At 60.2% G+C, this 16,595-nt stretch carries 14 protein-coding genes; 2 read left to right on the plus strand and 12 right to left on the minus strand.

Annotation, left to right across the window (positions count from 1 at the left end; translation table 11 throughout):
- Nucleotides 1–43 precede the first annotated feature (43 nt).
- A complete protein-coding gene (locus ACP3TY_RS22985) occupies nucleotides 44–1,906 on the plus strand; it encodes an O-antigen ligase family protein (RefSeq protein ID WP_426618554.1) in 1,863 nt (620 codons plus the stop codon).
- Nucleotides 1,906–3,123 (plus strand): acyltransferase family protein, encoded by a 1,218-nt coding sequence (locus tag ACP3TY_RS22990; RefSeq protein WP_426618555.1) that lies wholly within the window; start codon nucleotides 1,906–1,908, stop codon nucleotides 3,121–3,123. The genes ACP3TY_RS22985 and ACP3TY_RS22990 overlap by 1 nt, the downstream gene beginning before the upstream one ends.
- An 18-nt stretch (nucleotides 3,124–3,141) precedes the next feature.
- On the opposite strand, the gene ACP3TY_RS22995 is transcribed toward ACP3TY_RS22990, so the two are convergent.
- The 12 genes from ACP3TY_RS22995 to waaC form a co-directional block, all read right to left on the minus strand.
- Nucleotides 3,142–4,026, minus strand: coding sequence for a glycosyltransferase (locus ACP3TY_RS22995; RefSeq protein ID WP_426620515.1), 885 nt, complete (start codon nucleotides 4,024–4,026; stop codon nucleotides 3,142–3,144).
- Between the two features lie 50 nt (nucleotides 4,027–4,076).
- Nucleotides 4,077–5,231, minus strand: a complete 1,155-nt coding sequence (locus ACP3TY_RS23000; RefSeq protein ID WP_426618556.1) for a glycosyltransferase family 4 protein — start codon at nucleotides 5,229–5,231, stop codon at nucleotides 4,077–4,079.
- On the minus strand, nucleotides 5,228–6,664 hold the full coding sequence (locus tag ACP3TY_RS23005; RefSeq protein ID WP_426618557.1) for a PIG-L family deacetylase: 1,437 nt from the start codon (nucleotides 6,662–6,664) through the stop codon (nucleotides 5,228–5,230). Before ACP3TY_RS23005 ends, ACP3TY_RS23000 begins: the two co-directional genes overlap by 4 nt.
- An 8-nt stretch (nucleotides 6,665–6,672) precedes the next feature.
- The gene (locus ACP3TY_RS23010; protein WP_053116723.1) at nucleotides 6,673–7,569 is read right to left on the minus strand and encodes an antimicrobial resistance protein Mig-14; all 897 of its coding nucleotides are present in this window, start codon (nucleotides 7,567–7,569) and stop codon (nucleotides 6,673–6,675) included.
- Complete coding sequence (locus ACP3TY_RS23015; RefSeq protein ID WP_426618558.1) at nucleotides 7,569–8,699, minus strand: glycosyltransferase; 1,131 nt, start codon at nucleotides 8,697–8,699, stop codon at nucleotides 7,569–7,571. The genes ACP3TY_RS23010 and ACP3TY_RS23015 overlap by 1 nt, the downstream gene beginning before the upstream one ends.
- Nucleotides 8,683–10,440, minus strand: a complete 1,758-nt coding sequence (locus ACP3TY_RS23020; protein ID WP_008079282.1) for a carbamoyltransferase family protein — start codon at nucleotides 10,438–10,440, stop codon at nucleotides 8,683–8,685. Before ACP3TY_RS23020 ends, ACP3TY_RS23015 begins: the two co-directional genes overlap by 17 nt.
- Nucleotides 10,441–10,675: 235 nt before the next feature.
- On the minus strand, nucleotides 10,676–12,124 hold the full coding sequence (locus ACP3TY_RS23025) for a lipopolysaccharide kinase InaA family protein (protein WP_426618559.1): 1,449 nt from the start codon (nucleotides 12,122–12,124) through the stop codon (nucleotides 10,676–10,678).
- On the minus strand, nucleotides 12,124–12,876 hold the full coding sequence (locus ACP3TY_RS23030; protein WP_426618560.1) for a lipopolysaccharide kinase InaA family protein: 753 nt from the start codon (nucleotides 12,874–12,876) through the stop codon (nucleotides 12,124–12,126). Before ACP3TY_RS23030 ends, ACP3TY_RS23025 begins: the two co-directional genes overlap by 1 nt.
- Nucleotides 12,873–13,607, minus strand: a complete 735-nt coding sequence (locus tag ACP3TY_RS23035) for a lipopolysaccharide kinase InaA family protein (protein ID WP_426618561.1) — start codon at nucleotides 13,605–13,607, stop codon at nucleotides 12,873–12,875. Before ACP3TY_RS23035 ends, ACP3TY_RS23030 begins: the two co-directional genes overlap by 4 nt.
- Nucleotides 13,607–14,413, minus strand: a complete 807-nt coding sequence (gene rfaP / locus ACP3TY_RS23040) for a lipopolysaccharide core heptose(I) kinase RfaP (RefSeq protein ID WP_053116717.1) — start codon at nucleotides 14,411–14,413, stop codon at nucleotides 13,607–13,609. Before rfaP ends, ACP3TY_RS23035 begins: the two co-directional genes overlap by 1 nt.
- On the minus strand, nucleotides 14,413–15,534 hold the full coding sequence (locus tag ACP3TY_RS23045; protein WP_426618562.1) for a glycosyltransferase family 4 protein: 1,122 nt from the start codon (nucleotides 15,532–15,534) through the stop codon (nucleotides 14,413–14,415). Before ACP3TY_RS23045 ends, rfaP begins: the two co-directional genes overlap by 1 nt.
- Nucleotides 15,534–16,595, minus strand: coding sequence for a lipopolysaccharide heptosyltransferase I (waaC, locus tag ACP3TY_RS23050; protein ID WP_426618563.1), 1,062 nt, complete (start codon nucleotides 16,593–16,595; stop codon nucleotides 15,534–15,536). Before waaC ends, ACP3TY_RS23045 begins: the two co-directional genes overlap by 1 nt.

Raw genomic sequence — 16,595 nt, forward strand, 5'->3', positions numbered from 1 at the left:
ATCCGAATGGTCGATCAACTTCTTCAGGATTGAATCTCTCAGCATGCAACTTCGCGGCTTCAGCAGTACGTCCAATCGAGTCTTCGACTTCATTAGCCTGTGGATACTTCCCGTCGGCTATTTCCTGCTCCTGTGCGCGCTGTTCTTTTTGCCGGGCCGAAGTCTGCATCACAAGCTGTTTTACGGCTTGTTCAGCATTCCAACGCTGATCGCCCTGTGCCTGCGCCCACGTGAACTCAAAGAATTACTGCGTGAACCGATCTTCGTCTCGCTGTTGATATTTGTCGCCTGGGCGCTGCTGAGCCTCAGTTGGGGGCCGCGCGAAGAAGGCCTCGCCGGGATGTTCAAACCGTCATTGCACACCTTGCTGCTGTTTGCCGGCACCTATCTGCTGGTGCGTTATCGCAGTGAGATTCTGCAACCGTTGATGTTCGGCGCGGCGCTGGTGGCCCTGGGCGCAACAATCTGGTTCCTGTTTCGTTTTGCCCACATGTATCAACCGGGCATGCGCCTGATCGGCGGCGGAGCCTTCGACAACCCGCTGCTCAGTTCTCACTTGTTCGGTTTTTTCGCCGCCTATTGGCTGAGCGTGACCATGACCTGCAAACGCCGCCAGATGATGTGGCTGAGTGTGCCGGCAATGGCAATCATGTTCATGGCGGTCATTGGCACCGGCTCCAGAACGCCGCTCGTAGCGCTGACCATGGCCGCGTTGTGGCTGTGCTTCATTTGCTGGAACCGTCGCTCGATAGGCTTGTTGATCGGCCTGGCGCTCAGTGGCGTGACGGTCGCCGTTCTGTTTGCACAAATGATCATCGAACGTGGCGATTCGTATCGACTGGAAATCTGGAAGCAAGTACTGCACATGATTGCCGACCATCCCTGGATCGGACATGGTTACAGCGCCACGTTGTCCGTCGACCCCGGCGTCGGCATCAATTTCCAGGAGCCGCACAGCTTCGTGCTGGGCGTTCTCTATTACGTCGGCATTGTCGGCCTGCTGCCATGGCTGTTCTTCATTTTCTGGGGCTTGTTGAGCAGTTGGCGTCAGCGCGTACAACCACTGTTGATCGTTGCCTCGACGCTGCTGATCTTCGGCATCGGCGCCGGCCTCACCGAAGGCGGCGGGATCATTTCGCGGCCCAAGGAGCACTGGTTCCTGCTGTGGATCCCGTTGGCACTGATCGCGGCACTGAGCATCAATCAGCGTGCGCGACGACTGCTAACCCTGCCGGTGCAAAAACTCTCTGCGACTGACCTGCAGCACTTGAGCAATGGCGCTCAGGTCATAGAAGAAGACGGCCTCGGCCCGAAAGTCCTGCGCCTGACCGATGGCAGCTTCCTCAAACTGTTCCGCCGTCGCCGCTGGTACACCTCGGGCAGTTTCAATCCGTATTCCGAGCGCTTTGCCGTCAACAGCGAACAGTTGCGCCTTATGGGCATTCCCACCCCGCAAGTGCTAAATCTTTATCGCCTCAACGATGGCAGCAGCGCCGTGCATTACGCCCCGCTGCCTGGCCACACGTTGCGTCAGGTATTGCAGAGCATTACCGCACCGGCCGTCCGTCAGGCGCTGGTCGAGCGCTTTGGCAAATTCATGGCGCAACTGCATGAAAAAGGCGTGTATTTCCGCTCGCTGCACTTGGGCAACGTGTTAGTGCTGGAGGATGGCGAGTTCGGTTTGATTGATCTGGCCGACCTGCGCGTTTACCCTAGCCCGCTCAATCTTTCCCTACGTCAGCGCAATCTGCGCCATATGCAACGTTACACCGTCGACAAGCGCTGGCTGTTCGAGGATCATTTCGAAGCGCTGCTTCAGGGCTACGCTGTGATGGCGTCGCAATCTGCGGTGGATAATCTGCACAGGCAAGTGCTGGCCGGCAACACTGCGGCCCGAGTTCATTGATGATCGAAACCAACCCCCTCATTGCGCTGGTAGCCTATGCGCTGGCCATCGTATCCGCCGCGCTTTTGTTGCGCGTCGTACCGAAAATCGCCCGCCACCTGCAGCATTCCGGTGAAAGCCGCTATGCCAGCATCGATGGCCTGCGCGGCTACTTGGCCTTTGGTGTGTTCGTACACCACGCCGTCATTACCTGGATCTTTCTGCGCACTGGCGAGTTCGGCTTTCCGCCGAGCAACTTCTACTCGATGATCGGCCAGGGCAGCGTTGCGCTGTTCTTCATGATCACCGGCTTCCTGTTCTGGAACCGTCTGCTGACCCAAGGGCGCCAGCACGACTGGCTGGCCTTCGGCATTTCACGGGTATTTCGTCTGTATCCGCTGTACCTGCCGCTGATGTTGATCGTCTTCGTCACCGTGTTCCATTTGCAGAACTGGGAACTGAAAGAGCCTGGCAGCGCACTGTTCAAACAGATTCTGGCGTGGCTGACCTTCGACCGTCCGGACATCAACCAATACCCGCAAACCGGCATGCTGATTTCCAACGTCACCTGGACGCTGGCCTATGAAGTGTTCTTCTATCTGGCGCTGCCACTGGCCGGGATGGTGTTCATCTATCGCGGCAGCTGGATACAAGTGGTGCTGTGCCTGATCGGCATTTACGCGCTGTATCAAGTGGTCGGCTGGGAGCACTCGCTGAAGAAACACTTCCTCGCCAGTTTTCTCGGTGGCATCGCCGCGGCGTACTGGATTCGCAAGCCTGCGCTGGTGGCCTGGAGCCGCACACGTCTGGCGGGCGTGATTGCCGTGTTGGCGCTGGTGATTGCGTTCACAGCGTTCAACCGTGCGTTCAAGACCGGGCCGCTGTTCCTGCTGTCATTGTTTTTCGTGATCGTGGCGTCGGGCAACAGTCTGTTCGGTGCGCTCAAGCCACGCAGCATCCGCTGGCTCGGCGAGATCAGCTACAGCACCTATCTGCTGCACGGTTTTGTGTTGTGGCTGATGGTGCAGCGTCTGCCGCTGCTGCTGAATCTGGATGCGCGGGAGGCGGATGTCTATCTGCCGCTGATCGCGATCTGCACCTGCCTGCTGATTCTGATCAGCAGCCTGAGCTTTCTGTACATCGAGTTGCCGGGCATGGCCGCCGGCAAGAAGGTGTTGCAGTGGATTCGCTCGCGGCAGAAAGGCGATAAGCCGCTCTCGGAGAAAGTCGCCCGCTAAGCGCGGGCGACAGCTGTTTCAGCTCTTTTCCTGCGGCGAAAACAGTAACCGCCCAAGACCGCGCCAGGTCTTCTTGTTCCACGCCTTGAACGGGATCTGCTTCAGCAGCTCCCACGCCAGCTTGCGATTGCGGTTGGCGGTTTTCAGGAACATCGAATTCAGCGCCTTGTAGCGCACTTCGTCGTACAGCGGATGATCGCTGAACAGCGCATAGATACGCAGAATGCTTTCGATCATGAAGCGGTGATTCTTGTACGAGTTGGTCGCGTGCTTGCGATAGCGCGCCATCACCACGTTCAAGCCATCGATGAAATAACCGGCGCGGGTCACCTTCAGTTCGATGTAGAGGTCTTCGAGGCGAATCGTCGGGTCGAAGCCACCGACCTTGTCCAGCGCTTCGCGGCGAATCATCAGGGTCGGGGCTGGTGGATACGGTTTGCGCTCAAGGAACATGTCGTCGAAATCCAGACGACGGAACGGCACATCACGGCGCTGACGCTTTTCCGGGTAGAGGTTGCCGTCGGCGTCCATCAATTCGATGTTGCCGGCACAAATCCCCACTTCCGGCTTGCCGTCCATATACGCCACCTGAATCGCGATGCGCTCCGGGTACATGATGTCGTCGGAGCCGAATGGCACGATCAAGCTACCCTTGGCCCGCGCGATGGCGCCGTTGAGCGTATTGGTCAGGCCCTGATTCTGCTGCACTCGAAAATCGAAACCGTACTGCGCCTGCAAGGCACTGATGCGCTCGACGCTGTCGTCCTTCGAGCCGTCATCGACCACCAGCAATTCGATGTTCTGGTAGGTCTGATTGATGACACTGAGGATGCTCTCCTCGATGTACGGGCCGTGGTTGTACGAGGCGATGATCACGGTGACGAGGGCGTTCGCTTCGCTCATGGCTTCTTGTTCGCTCAAGGCTGTTTGCTCGCCCATGGCTTTCTGCTCGCTCATGGCTGCTCCTTGCGTGCCTGTTCCAGGCCAGAGTCGATCAGATTGAGGTACTTCTGACGGAACACCTCGATGTCATGTTGTTCTTGCAGATAGCGGTAGGCTTGCTCGCCCTTGGCCTTGAGTTCGTCGTCGGACAGAGCGAGGTACTGATCCAGCGCCGCGACAATACTCGGCACATCCTTGGGCGTAATCGCCAGACCGCCAGCGCCTTCAATCAGCGGCACCATCGCCGGCACGTTCGAGGCGATCACCGGCAAATGTCCGCTCATGCCTTCCAGCAAGGCCAGACCCAAACCTTCGGCCAGCGACGGCATCGTCCAGATATCAAACGCGCGCACGTATTGCAGCGCGTTTTCTTTGAAACCCAGCAAGTGCGCACGACCGCTCAGGCCCAGTTGTTCGATCTCGGCAGCCAGCGGTGCTTGCAGGCGCCCGGCACCGATGATCGCCAACTGCGTGTTCGGGTATTTGTCTTTCAGCGCGGCAAATGCCTGCAACAGATAGGTGTGACCCTTGACCGAAACCAGCCGCCCCAACGCGCCGATCAGGCGCACATTCGGGTCGATGCCGAGCAGCTCACGCGCCTTTTCGCGGCTGTGCTGCAAACCTTCGGCCTGTTCGATGTCGATGGCGTTGGTGATGGCATACGTGTTCTGGTCGGTGAAACCGCAATCGCAGTCCAGCAAGTACTGTTTAACCGCCGGCGAAACACCGACGAAGCGCCAGTGCCGATCAATCAGCCGCTGCGTTTGACGACGACGATAGAAGCGGTCGTACTCGCCGAAACCATGGGAGATGCCAATGCACAGCGGCACCTTCAACCAGCGGTTCAGGGTGAGCATCATGTTCACCGGTTTGAAGCGGTTGCAGATGACGACGTCGAACTTTTCCCGGCGGCAGAACTTGTACAGTTCCCACATCGCGCGCAGGCGCATGCCTTTCAGGGATTTGTCGGAAAACTCGAAATACACCGAGCGATCGGCGCGGCTGACTGGCTCGCCAGGTGCGGGTTTGCCACGCAGGAACGCTGCGGTGATTTCATAGCGATCCGACGGCAACGCCTTGACGATCTGCTCGGCAAGGTCAGCGAAATCATGGGCTTTGACGTTGTAGTCAGGCTGCAACTGCAGCACCTTCGACCGTTGACTCATAACTCTCCCCGATTAACGCCTGATTCACCCGGTTTCAGCAGCCACAGCAATTCCTGGCGTCTGACCGCTTTTCGAAAAAATTCGTTTTCGCCGTACACCGACGGCGCGCGACCGGCCAGCAAACGCTGGATCACGCGGCGCAAACGGCGTTTGAACGGCGCTGGCGGCTGCAAGTCATGCATCATGCCCAGCGCCATGGCTTTGTCGCGTTGCTGTTCGATAGTCAGTGGCAGGCACAGCGGCTGCATCGGTACGGCGCCATCGAACGCTGGCGGCAGCGCGATGCCTGCACCGGCATTGCCCATCGGCCAGCGATCGTTGTCGTGCAAATGGTTGGCGTAGCCGAGCAGGGTTGGCTGCCAGTCCAGAGTGTTCAGCACTTGCAGCACGGCTTGCTGGCTGCACAGATGATCAGGATGCGGATCCAGCGTCGGATGCGGCAGGACGATCACGTCCGGACGTGCGCGCAGCAGCACTTCGCGCAGGTCGGCCAGCAGATTGTTCCAGGTCGGCGCGCCATCGACATCGCTCGGCAAGCTGAACGGGTTCAACTGGCGGAACAGGCGGGTATCGCTCAGATCGGCTTCGCGTGAAGCCATCGCTTGATTCGGCGCCGCCTGCATCGCTGCCAGTTGCAGACAGAAGTAACCAAGTTGCACGCAGTTTTCCGCCGGCACACCGGCCCAGCGCGGCACGGCGAGGCTGTCCCAGGCGCGCAACCGGCCCTTGAGCCGCGCGGCTTCGACCTTGTTCAGGCCCATCTGCTGATAATGCTCGGCTTCGATTTCGCCAGCGGTCAGGGTGACGATCCAGGCTTCATCGGCCTGGCTGTACAAACCGTAGGCAGCCAGCTCGGCGTCGTCGGCGTGCGGTGCGATGACCATCACTCGTGAACGGCGATAATCGGTTTGCTCCAACGCCCACAAAACCGGTTCACCGGAGACGCGACAGAAGCGCCCGCGCAAACGCAGCACACCTTGCGACAAGGCTTGCGCCTGACCGCTGAGGTTCAGATAGCGCAGACCGTTGACGCCGCGCTCGAAGGTTTGCGCATCAGGATTCGTACCGCCCACCAATTCGATACGCGGATCGAAGAAGCGGCCCAGCCACGTGCTTTTGACCTGCACCGCGAGAATCAGCGTGGCGTCATCCATCACCATCACGCCGTCATCCAGACGCAATTGCTCGCCGTTCAGATGCACTTTCGGCTGTGGCGTAAACGGTGGAAAGCTGTACTGGTAATCGTCTTTCGGCGAATAGAACAAATGATCGGCGAACCACGCCTCATGGGCGACCCAGCCGATCACCGCGAGCAGCAACGGCAACCACCAAGCGACCAAAACGCCGATCGCGATCAACACGATCAACGCAATCAGCAGGCCGATACGTTTGTTGCGCCGGTGGCGCTTGAGCAGTTGCTGTTTGCGGCTCATGGGCGGGCTCATACGGTGAACACCGGCACAGGATTGCACCAGCGATCCTTGTATTCACGGTCGGCGCGACCGAAGGAAAAGCGCAGCGGCTTGTTCAGCGCGCGCGCATGTTCCCAGGCGCTTTGCGTATTGAGGAAGCTCAACACGCTGCCGGGACTGAATTCACGGGTTTCGGGGTCGACGCCGCCGTTGATGTATTCGACGCTGATCCACTCCGGCGCTTCGACGCGGTACACCAATTGAATGGCAATCGGCGCCTCGTTGAGGAAGATCACCGAACCGATCAGCAACTCACGCAACAGCTCGATGACATCAGCCATGCGCGCCGCGCCGGTAGCGGGGAAACCCCAGCGGCGCTGAAACAGATCGCAGTAGATCGCCGCCAGCTCAACGCTGGAGAAGTCGCTGACCGGACGCACCACGCCGCCCGCCTCTTCCAGCAGACGCAATTCGCGGCGCTGGTTGTAACGAAACTTCTTCGACAGTTCTTCCGGGGTGCGGGCCATGGCCAGTTGCTCGGTCTGCAACTTCATGCCGCTGAAGCGACTTTCGTTGAGCGCCGACAGGTAGCGCGCGCGATGGCGCAGCGGGGCTTGGACATCGACGGCGGCCGGCAGGATCAACTCGGCGTTACCGAGGTCGAACAGGCCTTTTTTGCCGTTGCGCTTGAGCACGTCCTTGGACAGCGCGAGATCACGGCCCCAGGTCGGGATCGCCGCTTTGATTTCGCCTTGCTGCTCCCAGGCCAGATAGCGCACCGGGATGCCAGCCAGATCGGCCAGACGCTCAACCACCAGCGGATGCGTGGCGACACTGCCGCCGAAACGCTGCCAGGTGGTTGCATAGGTCGAGGCGTCAACGGGCGACCAGCCACGTTCGCGCCAGCCTTGGAATCGGTTGAGCATCAGCCCCTCGGTGCCAGATCGATAACTTGCGGCAGACGCCAGAAGGTGTCGCGCACCGCACGGTCGGAGAATTGCTCACGCAGACGTTCGAGCATCATCTCGGCGCACTGATGGCGCTGTTGATCATCCATACCAGCCAAATGTTGCAAGCCCTGGGCAAGACGCTCGGCATCGCCCAGCGGGAACAGAATGCCCACGCCTTCGACGACTTCCTTCGCCCCGCCACACGCGGTGGCCAGCAACGGTACGCCGGCGGCCATGGCCTCCAGCAGCACCATGCCGAACGGTTCGTGATCGGAGCTCAGCGCGAAGACATTGAAGGCGCGGAAGTAATTGCGTGCGTCCGGCACCTGACCGAGGAACAGCACGCGATCGCCGATACCCAGCTCTAGCGCCAGCTCTTTGAGAACCTGTTCCAGACGGCCCTTGCCGAGAATCACCAGTTGGCTGTTATCGGGCAACCCCGGCAGCGCGGCGGCGAAACCTCGCAGCAATGTCGCCTGATCCTTGTCCGGGTGCAGTCGACCAACGTTGCCGACAATCCACGCATCCGCCGCCAGCCCCAAGGTCTCGCGGGCTTCGCGGGCGGACACCTGAGCAAATTGCAGCGCAGGCAGATCGATACGGTTGTACAGCGTCTGAATCCGCGTTTGCGGCCACTTCGGCAGGCAACGACGCATGTCGTCACGCACCGCATCGGACACACCGAGCAGGCTCAGACGTTTACGGAAAATGTGCGCAAACAGCTTGCGCGTACGGCGTTGGTAATCACCAAACGCGTGATGCACGCCAATCACCGGCAGCGACGTGCCGAGCAAGGCGATGTAGATCGGCTTGAAACGATGGGCGATGCAGAAACTGAAATTGCGTGAAGCGGCGATCTTGCGCAGATCGCCGATGGCGCCCAGCTTCAGGCCACGAATGGCCTTGGAGCTGTATTCCATGAACAACACTTCATCGGAGGCACACGCCGCAGCCACCTCGCTATCGGCGGCCCCGGTCAGAAAGACCGTGGTCACCCGATAACCGGTGCCCGCGAACAGGCTGGCGTACTGCCGTGCGCAGTCGAGGAACGGCCCGTCATAGCCGTGACAGAACTGCAACACATGGCGTTCAGCCGAGCGAGTCATAAGCGTTTGCGCCCTCTTTGACCACCAGAATGTCTTCCATGATCAGGTACTGCAGATCGGAGCCGAAGAACATGTTCAGCGCGTCGGTCGGCGAGCAGATCATCGGTTCGCCACGACGGTTGAGCGAAGTGTTCAGCGACACACCATTGCCGGTGAGGACTTCGAGCGCTTTCATCATGTCGTAGTAGCGCGGGTTGTATTCGCGCTTGAGCACCTGGGCACGGGACGTACCGTCTTCATGGACGACTTCCGGCACACGGGTTTTCCACTCATCCGCGACTTCGAAAGTGAAGGTCATGAACGGCGCCGGGTGATCGATCTTGATCATCTGTGGCGCAACGGTGTCGAGCATCGACGGGCAGAAAGGCCTCCAGCGCTCGCGGAACTTGATCTGATGGTTGATGCGGTCAGCCACGCCAGGAATGCTCGGGCAGCCGATGATCGAACGGCCACCGAGTGCGCGCGGACCGAACTCCATGCGGCCCTGGAACCAGGCCACCGGGTTGCCATCGACCATGATCTTGGCGATCTGCTCAGGCATGTTGTCGAGCTTGCGCCAGGTCGGCTTGTTCTCGTGACGGGCGCACGCGGCGATCACGTCTTCGTTGCTGTACGACGGCCCGAGGTAGACGTGTTCCATCTTCTCGACCGGTACGCCACGGGCGTGCGACACGTAAGCGGCGGCGCCAACAGCGGTGCCGGCATCGCCGGACGCAGGTTGTACGAACAATTCTTTAACGTCATCGCGGGCGATGATTTTCTGGTTGAGCTTGACGTTCAACGCACAGCCGCCGGCGAACGCGAGTTTGCCGGTTTCCTTGAGGATGTCGCCCAGGTAGTGGTCGATCATCTGCAGCGAGATCTTTTCGAACAGCGCTTGCATGCTCGCGGCGTAGTGAATGTACGGCTCGTCAGCGATGTCGCCTTCGCGTTTCGGGCCCAGCCATTCGATCAGCTTCGGCGAGAAGTAGAAGCCTTTGCCCTTCTCTTTGTAGCGACGCAGGCCGATCACGTTGGCGTAGTCGGTGTTGATCACCAGCTCGCCGTTCTCGAACGAGGCCAGACGCGAGAAGTCATATTTGCTGGCGTCGCCGTACGGCGCCATGCCCATGACCTTGAACTCACCGTCGAGCATCTCGAAACCGAGGAACTCGGTGATCGCGCCGTACAGGCCGCCGAGGGAGTCCGGATCGAAGAATTCCTTGATCTTGTGGATCTTGCCGTTTTCGCCGTAACCGAAGAAGGTCGTGGCGTACTCACCCTTGCCGTCGATGCCGAGAATCGCGGTTTTCTCTTGGAAACCCGAGCAGTGGTAGGCGCTGGAGGCGTGAGCCAGGTGGTGCTCGACCGGCTCGATCTTGATCTTTTTCGGATCAAAACCCAGTTGCTCCAGGCACCAGACGATCTTGTTGCGATAGCGCTTGTAGCGGCGGTTGCCCATCAGAATCGCGTCAAGAGCGCGATCCGGTGCGTACCAGTAGCGCTTGGCGTAGTGCCAGCGCGCCTCACCGAACAGGCTGATCGGCGCGAACGGAATCGCTACCACGTCAACGTCGGACGGCTTGATGCCAGCCTGCTCAAGGCAGAACTTCGCCGATTCGTAGGGCATGCGGTTCTTTGCATGCTTATCGCGTACGAAGCGCTCTTCCTCAGCCGCCGCCACCAACTTGCCGTCGATGTACAAGGCTGCTGAAGGATCATGGCTAAGGGCGCCGGACAGGCCAAGAATCGTCAATGCCACAGGGGTCTAGCCTCTTTAGTCTGCATGCAGGCGCAAGGCGCCTTGAAAATTGAAGTGCCCTCGCACCGGGCGAGAGACAGCTAAAGGGCGGGATTATAGCGTAAACGTGGCGGGAATGACCCAGAGCTATTTGCCGAACAGCGGTGAGGATCAAAAGATCGCAGCCTTCGGCAGCTCCTACAGGAAATCGCATTCCAAATGTAGGAGCTGCCGAAGGCTGCGATCTTTTAAGTCTTCAGACTCGATCAATACTTTTCGGCAAGCGCTGATCAATCACTTGATACAGCGCGCTGCTCTCGGGCCAGTTGCGCATGAAGCGTGCGCGGTCGCGGGCGTAGGCCGGGGCGAAGCTGCTGGCGGAGCGGTGTTGGCACATCGAGTCGAGATCGATCAGCGCCCAGCGATCGTCCTGCCAGAACAGGTTATGGCCCTTGAAATCGCCATGACTGATGCGTTCGGCGATCAGGCGGGCGAACAGTTGATCCAGCGCCTGCAGCTCGGATTCCGGCGCGTTGCCGTTTTCAACATACGGCGCAAAGCGCTCGATGATGTCCGGGCCCGGCAGGTATTCGGTGATCAGATAAGCGCGGCTGCGCAGCCACAGAAAGCGTTTTTCCAGCACGGCCAGCGGTTTCGGCGTGGCGATGCCGAGGAACGCCAGACGATTGCCTTCACGCCATGAGTGCCAGGCGCGGCTCGGGCGCCAGAAGCGTTTGAGCCAATGAGCAAAATTCTTGATGTTGTAGCGCTTGATCACCAGTTTGCGCCCGGCCACTTCAACCTTGCCGACGCTCGCCGCGCCGCCGGTTTTGTACAAATGGCCCTGATCGAGCAACGCATCGGCCTGTTCCAGCACCGGCGCCATCGCCGCTTCTTCCTCACGACGAATAGCACGTAGCGCGAATGCTCCGCGCTGCACGGCAAACAGCGTGCACTCGCGACCGACCTTGATCAGGTAATCGCGCAAACGCCAGGCGCGCACTTTGTCGATCTGCTTCTGCAACGCTTCCAGCGGCAACGCGTGTTCGCCGTTGCTCAGCAGGTAATACACCAGCAATTCTTCGGTAAATGGCTCCAGCGCCTTGGGCAACTGGGCGAAAAACACACCGAGATTTTCCAGCACTTTCTGCCGCGACAACGGCTGACCGGCGGTTTCCGCGCAGATGCCGGCACCGTCGATCAGATACAACTGGCCGCCATGGCGCAGCAGATTGTCGAGGTGCAGGTCTTCCTGCCAGAGGCCTTTGCTGTGCAACTGCGCAATCGCGCCGAGTGCGTCGCCCAGCACCGCCGATTGTTCATCCGCCAGCACCGGCAACGACTCGACCTTTTGCCAGGCATCGCCAAGGCTTTCAGCGTCTTCAAGGAATTCGAACAGCAGCCAGCCGCCCTCGCCGTCCTTCAAGCCATCGGCCAGCAGCAGCGGCGTGGTCAGGCCTTGTGCCGCCAGCAGCTTCACGCCATTGAGTTCACGCTGAAAATGCCGCGCCGCCTTGCTGCCGACCAGCAACTTCGCCAGCACTGGCCGCCCGCGCCAGACCCCGGCACCGACATAACGCTGCCCCGGCAGCACCCGCAGCAGACTTAGCAGCTGCAAATCGGCAGGCCCGGCGGCATCGGCCAGGGAAATCGTCAACGGCAGACTTGGCGTGCGCCCGGCGTTTTTCAGGTCGGACAACTGCATCAGCGAGTCTCCTTGCGACTGCGCCGCGCGGTCAGACGCGTAACCCAGGCGTCGACCAACGAACTGTCGGTCGCCTGATCGACATAAGCCGCAAGCAGCTCGCGCAGTTGCGCCTCGTTCCATTGCGGCGCACGGCGCACCAGCGGTTCCAGATCCTTGACCCGATCGCGCATGCCCCACAGCAGTGGCCGGGTTTTCTCCAGGTCGATCAACTGCGCGCGATACTCAGCACCGTCGGCCTGCAAAAAAATATGTTTCGGGTAAAAACAGCCGTGCACCTGACGCAGACCGTGCAGCAGCCGCGCCAGTTGCCCGCAGGCCTTGAGGATCGCTGATTGCTGCGCGGCGGTCAGTTCCGGCCAGCACTGCAACAACGAATCAAGATCATCCCAGCCATCGAGGGCGCGGGTCAGCAGGATCGCGCGGACTTCGCCGTCGACCTTGCGCTGGCCGAAGAACGCCGCTTGCAGCGCCGGGATACCGAGCTTGTTGTAGCGACTAATGTTGCGAAATTCGCGAGCAAAACTCGGCTCACCAAACGGCGCGTGCAAGGTGCGCGTCAGGTAGTTGCTCTGGCGCTTGAGGTAGTAGGCGTGCCCTTCCAGCTCCAGACGAAACACGCTGCTCCAGCCGCCACCGTCGGTGTTCGGCTCGTCCACCGCTTCAAGCTGTTTGGCCCAGAGCGCGTCGAAGGTGCCGAGGCCATGGCGCTCAAGCAGCGCACGGTCTTCAGCGGCCAGAAAATCAGTCATTCGCGTCCCTCGAAAAATCTCACCACGTGGCGAATGCGCTTCTTGTCAGCGGCATTCAGGCGATCACGCCCACGGTATTGCAGATAAAAGCGCAGGCGCTGGGTGTTCGACAGGTGATATTTGGCGACCTTGTCGAGGCAGGCCAGATCCTTGGTGATGCGGTACTTGAGCCAGAAACCGCGCCAGAAATCGCCGTTCGGGCAGTCGATCAGGAACAGTCGATCCTGATCGTCGATCAGCAGGTTGCGCCACTTCAAATCGTTATGGGTGAAGCGGTGATCGTGCATCGTTCGCGTATAAGCGGCCAACTGCCGACTGACACCATCGACCCAGGCGCGATCCTTGAGTTTCGGATCGTTGCGCTCAGCCAGCGCCGAGAGATCCTCGGTGCGCGGCAGTTCGCGGGTGATCATCGCGCCACGGGCGTACGCCGCGCCACGGCGCTCCAGACCCCAGGCCACCACTTCGGCGGTGGGAATGCCCCACTTGGCGAAGCGCTTGAGGTTCTGCCATTCCATCTTCACGCGCGGCTTGCCGAGGTAACGGCGCAAGCCTTTACCGGCGCCGACGTAGCGTTTGACGTAATAGTTGACGCCGTTGCGCTCGACCCGGACGACTTCCGACAGCGGATCGCGAGTCAGCCGTTCGCCTTGCAGCGCGAACACCGCTTCGAGGCTGCCAAAATCTTCGGCGAGTTCACTGTATTGCGGCTCCAGAATCCAACCCGCCATCAGAGCGCATCCCCGTAGCGCTGTTTACGCGCATAGAGCTTGTTGGCCTTGCCTTCGAGCCAGCTCAGCAACGGCGCTTCTTCGGCGAGAATCTGCCGCAGCGGTTGCTGGAAATAACCCTTGAGGAAACGCAGCTTGTCGCGTCGGGTCAGGCCGATATCCAGCGCGGAAAAGTACAGCGCGGCCAGATCCTTGTTGCGCCAGCGCTGGGTGATTTTCGCGCGGGTCTGGGCACGGTGCAGGTCGATCACCGAGAGCTTGAAATCGTCTGCCGTCACCGGTTTGTCGGTGTGCAGAAGGAAGTGACAGATGTAGCAGTCACGGTGATTGACGCCGGCGCGGTGCATCATGCCGGTCATGCGCGCGACTTCGGCGATCAGCGCGCGCTTGAGTTTCGGCTCGGGCGGCTGCTTGATCCAGTCGATGCTGAAGTCTTCGAGGCTGACGGTCGGCGCCAGTTCTTCAGTGACGATGAACGAGTGCTGATCCGCCGGGTTGCTGCCCTTCTCGCCGTACGCGACGGCAGTCATGGTCGGCACGCCGACTTCCTGCAAACGCTGGATAGCCTTCCACTCCTGACCCGCGCCGAGTACCGGCAGCTTGGCGGTCAGCAGGTTCTTGAAGATTTCGCCCCAGCCGATGCCACGGTGGATCTTCACAAAAAATCCGTTGCCGTCGACTTCCGTGCGCAGTGTCCGGCGTGCTTCCAGCTCGCGGTATACCTCGCCCTGCAAGCCTTCGACTTCGGCGAACGGGTCGCGTCCGGCCCAAAGGCTTTTGAACGGTTCAGCCAGCATCAACTTCATTAAGCGTGCTCCGCCAGAATCACATCGGCCGCGTGTTGCGGCATGCTGTAGAGGTCGGCCGTCTCGGCGAAGGCCAGACCATTGCGGCTCCAGGCCGCGCGTGCAGCGTCGTCTTTCAACATGTCAGTCAGGTAGTGCGTCAGCTGCGCTTGATCGAACGGTTCGTCCAGCACTCGCCCGGCGTCGGCCTCGGCGATGTAATGGGCGTAACCGCAGACCGCGCTGACCAGCACCGGCAACCCGGCGACCAACGCTTCAAGCAACACAGTACCGGTGTTTTCGTTGTACGCCGGGTGAATCAACAGATCAGCGCCGAGCAGGAAACGCGGGATATCGCTGCGCCCTTTGAGGAACGTGACGTTATCGCCCAGACCCAACGTCGCGCTCTGCATCTGGAATAATTTGGGGTCATCCTGGCCGATTACAAACAGCCGCGTGCGCTTCTTCAGTTCGGCGGGCAATGCCGCGAGTGCTTTCAGGCTGCGATCAACGCCCTTGGTCTTGAAGCCGGAACCGATCTGCACCAGCAGCAGTTCGTCATCCTTCAGATTGAATTCGGCGCGGAAACCGGCGCGGATTTCGTCAGCATCCGCTGGACGGCGACGATCCTGAGCGATGCCCGGTGGCAACAAGTGGAAGCGCTCAAGCGGCGTGTCGTAATGCTTGATGAACAGCGGCTGCTGCACTTCGGAAATCATCAGCACTTCGGTCTTCGCATCTTTGGCGAACACCGCGCGCTCGTATTCGGCGAAGTGGCGATAGCGGCCCCAGCGGCGGTACAGCGAGTTGCGCAGGTTCTGCGCCTTGTCTTCGAAGCAGCCGTCGGCGGCGTAATAAACGTCCAGACCGGGCATCTTGTTGAAGCCGATCAGGCGATCAACCGGGCGCTTGGCCAGATCCGCTTCCATCCACGCGCTGAGTTTTTCGTTGCGACGATGATTGAAGAACGCTTTCACCGGGGCCACCAGCACTTCAAAACCGGGCGGCACGTCGCCTTCCCAGATCAGCGTGTAGACGCGGATCTGATGCCCGCGTTTCTGGCATTCGAGGGCGATGCGCATGAAGTCGCGCTGCAAGCCACCGAACGGGAAATATTTGTACAGGACGAATGCCAATTGCATCAGCGCAGCTCCTCAGCCATTAACAACGTGCTCAGTCGGCTGGCGACACGCTCGGGATTCAGACGCGTGAAGCACAGAGGCTGTTCACGCTTCAGGTCAAACTGACGGGCATCCTGCGCGGTCGGTTGATAGGTACATTTCTTTTGCAGGCACGGCGCGCACGGGAAGTCGCTGGCCAGGTGAATCTGCAGTTTGCCGTAGGCGCCGGTCAGGCCCGGATTGGTCGGGCCGAACAGCGAAATGGTCGGCACGTCCAGTGCCGCTGCCAAATGGCCGAGGCCGGTGTCCACCGCCACGCAGGCTTGCGCCCCGGCGAGGACTTTGCCGACGCCGGCCAGATTGAGTTTCGGCAGCACTTCGGCGTGCTTGAAACCGACGGCAATGCGTTCGGCGCGAGCCTTTTCCTGCGGGTTGCCCCACGGCAGTTTGACGCCGACGCCGAGGTAACCGACGCGTTCGGTCAATTCGCGCCAGTAGGCTTCCGGCCAGTGTTTGGTGTCCCACGTGGTGCCGTGCAGGAACACTACGAAGGCGTTTTTGCGTGGCAGTTCGACCAGACGCTCGACGTTGAGGCCGTAATCGCCCAGGCCTTTGGGCAGGTCGTAACCGAGGGCGATGGCGAACAGTTGGCGCACGCGTTCGACGGCGTGTTGCCCACGGGCCACGGCCAGTTTGCGATCGTAAAAACGCGCGGCCATCGGCTCACGCGCCGAACCTTTGTCGAGTCCGGCCACCGGCGCTTTGACGTAACGGGTCAGCCAGGCGCTTTTCAGCAAGCCTTGGGCGTCGATCACCAAGTCGTATTTGTTGGCGCGCACGCTTTGCTTGAAGCGTTTCCACTCGCCGCTGGCGATAGTTTTCCAGAGGTTTTTGCGCCAGCGGCGGATCGCCACCGGAATCACTTTGTCGACGGCCGGGTGCCAGGTCGGGATCTCGGCAAAACCTTCTTCAACGACCCAGTCGAATTTGATTCCGGGAATGGCCCGGGCGGCGTCGGTCAGCGCCGGCAACGCATGAATCACGTCGCCCAGCGATGAAGTTTTGATCAACAGTACCCGCAA

This window comes from Pseudomonas rustica (genome assembly GCF_049959085.1).
GTDB lineage: Bacteria > Pseudomonadota > Gammaproteobacteria > Pseudomonadales > Pseudomonadaceae > Aquipseudomonas > Aquipseudomonas rustica.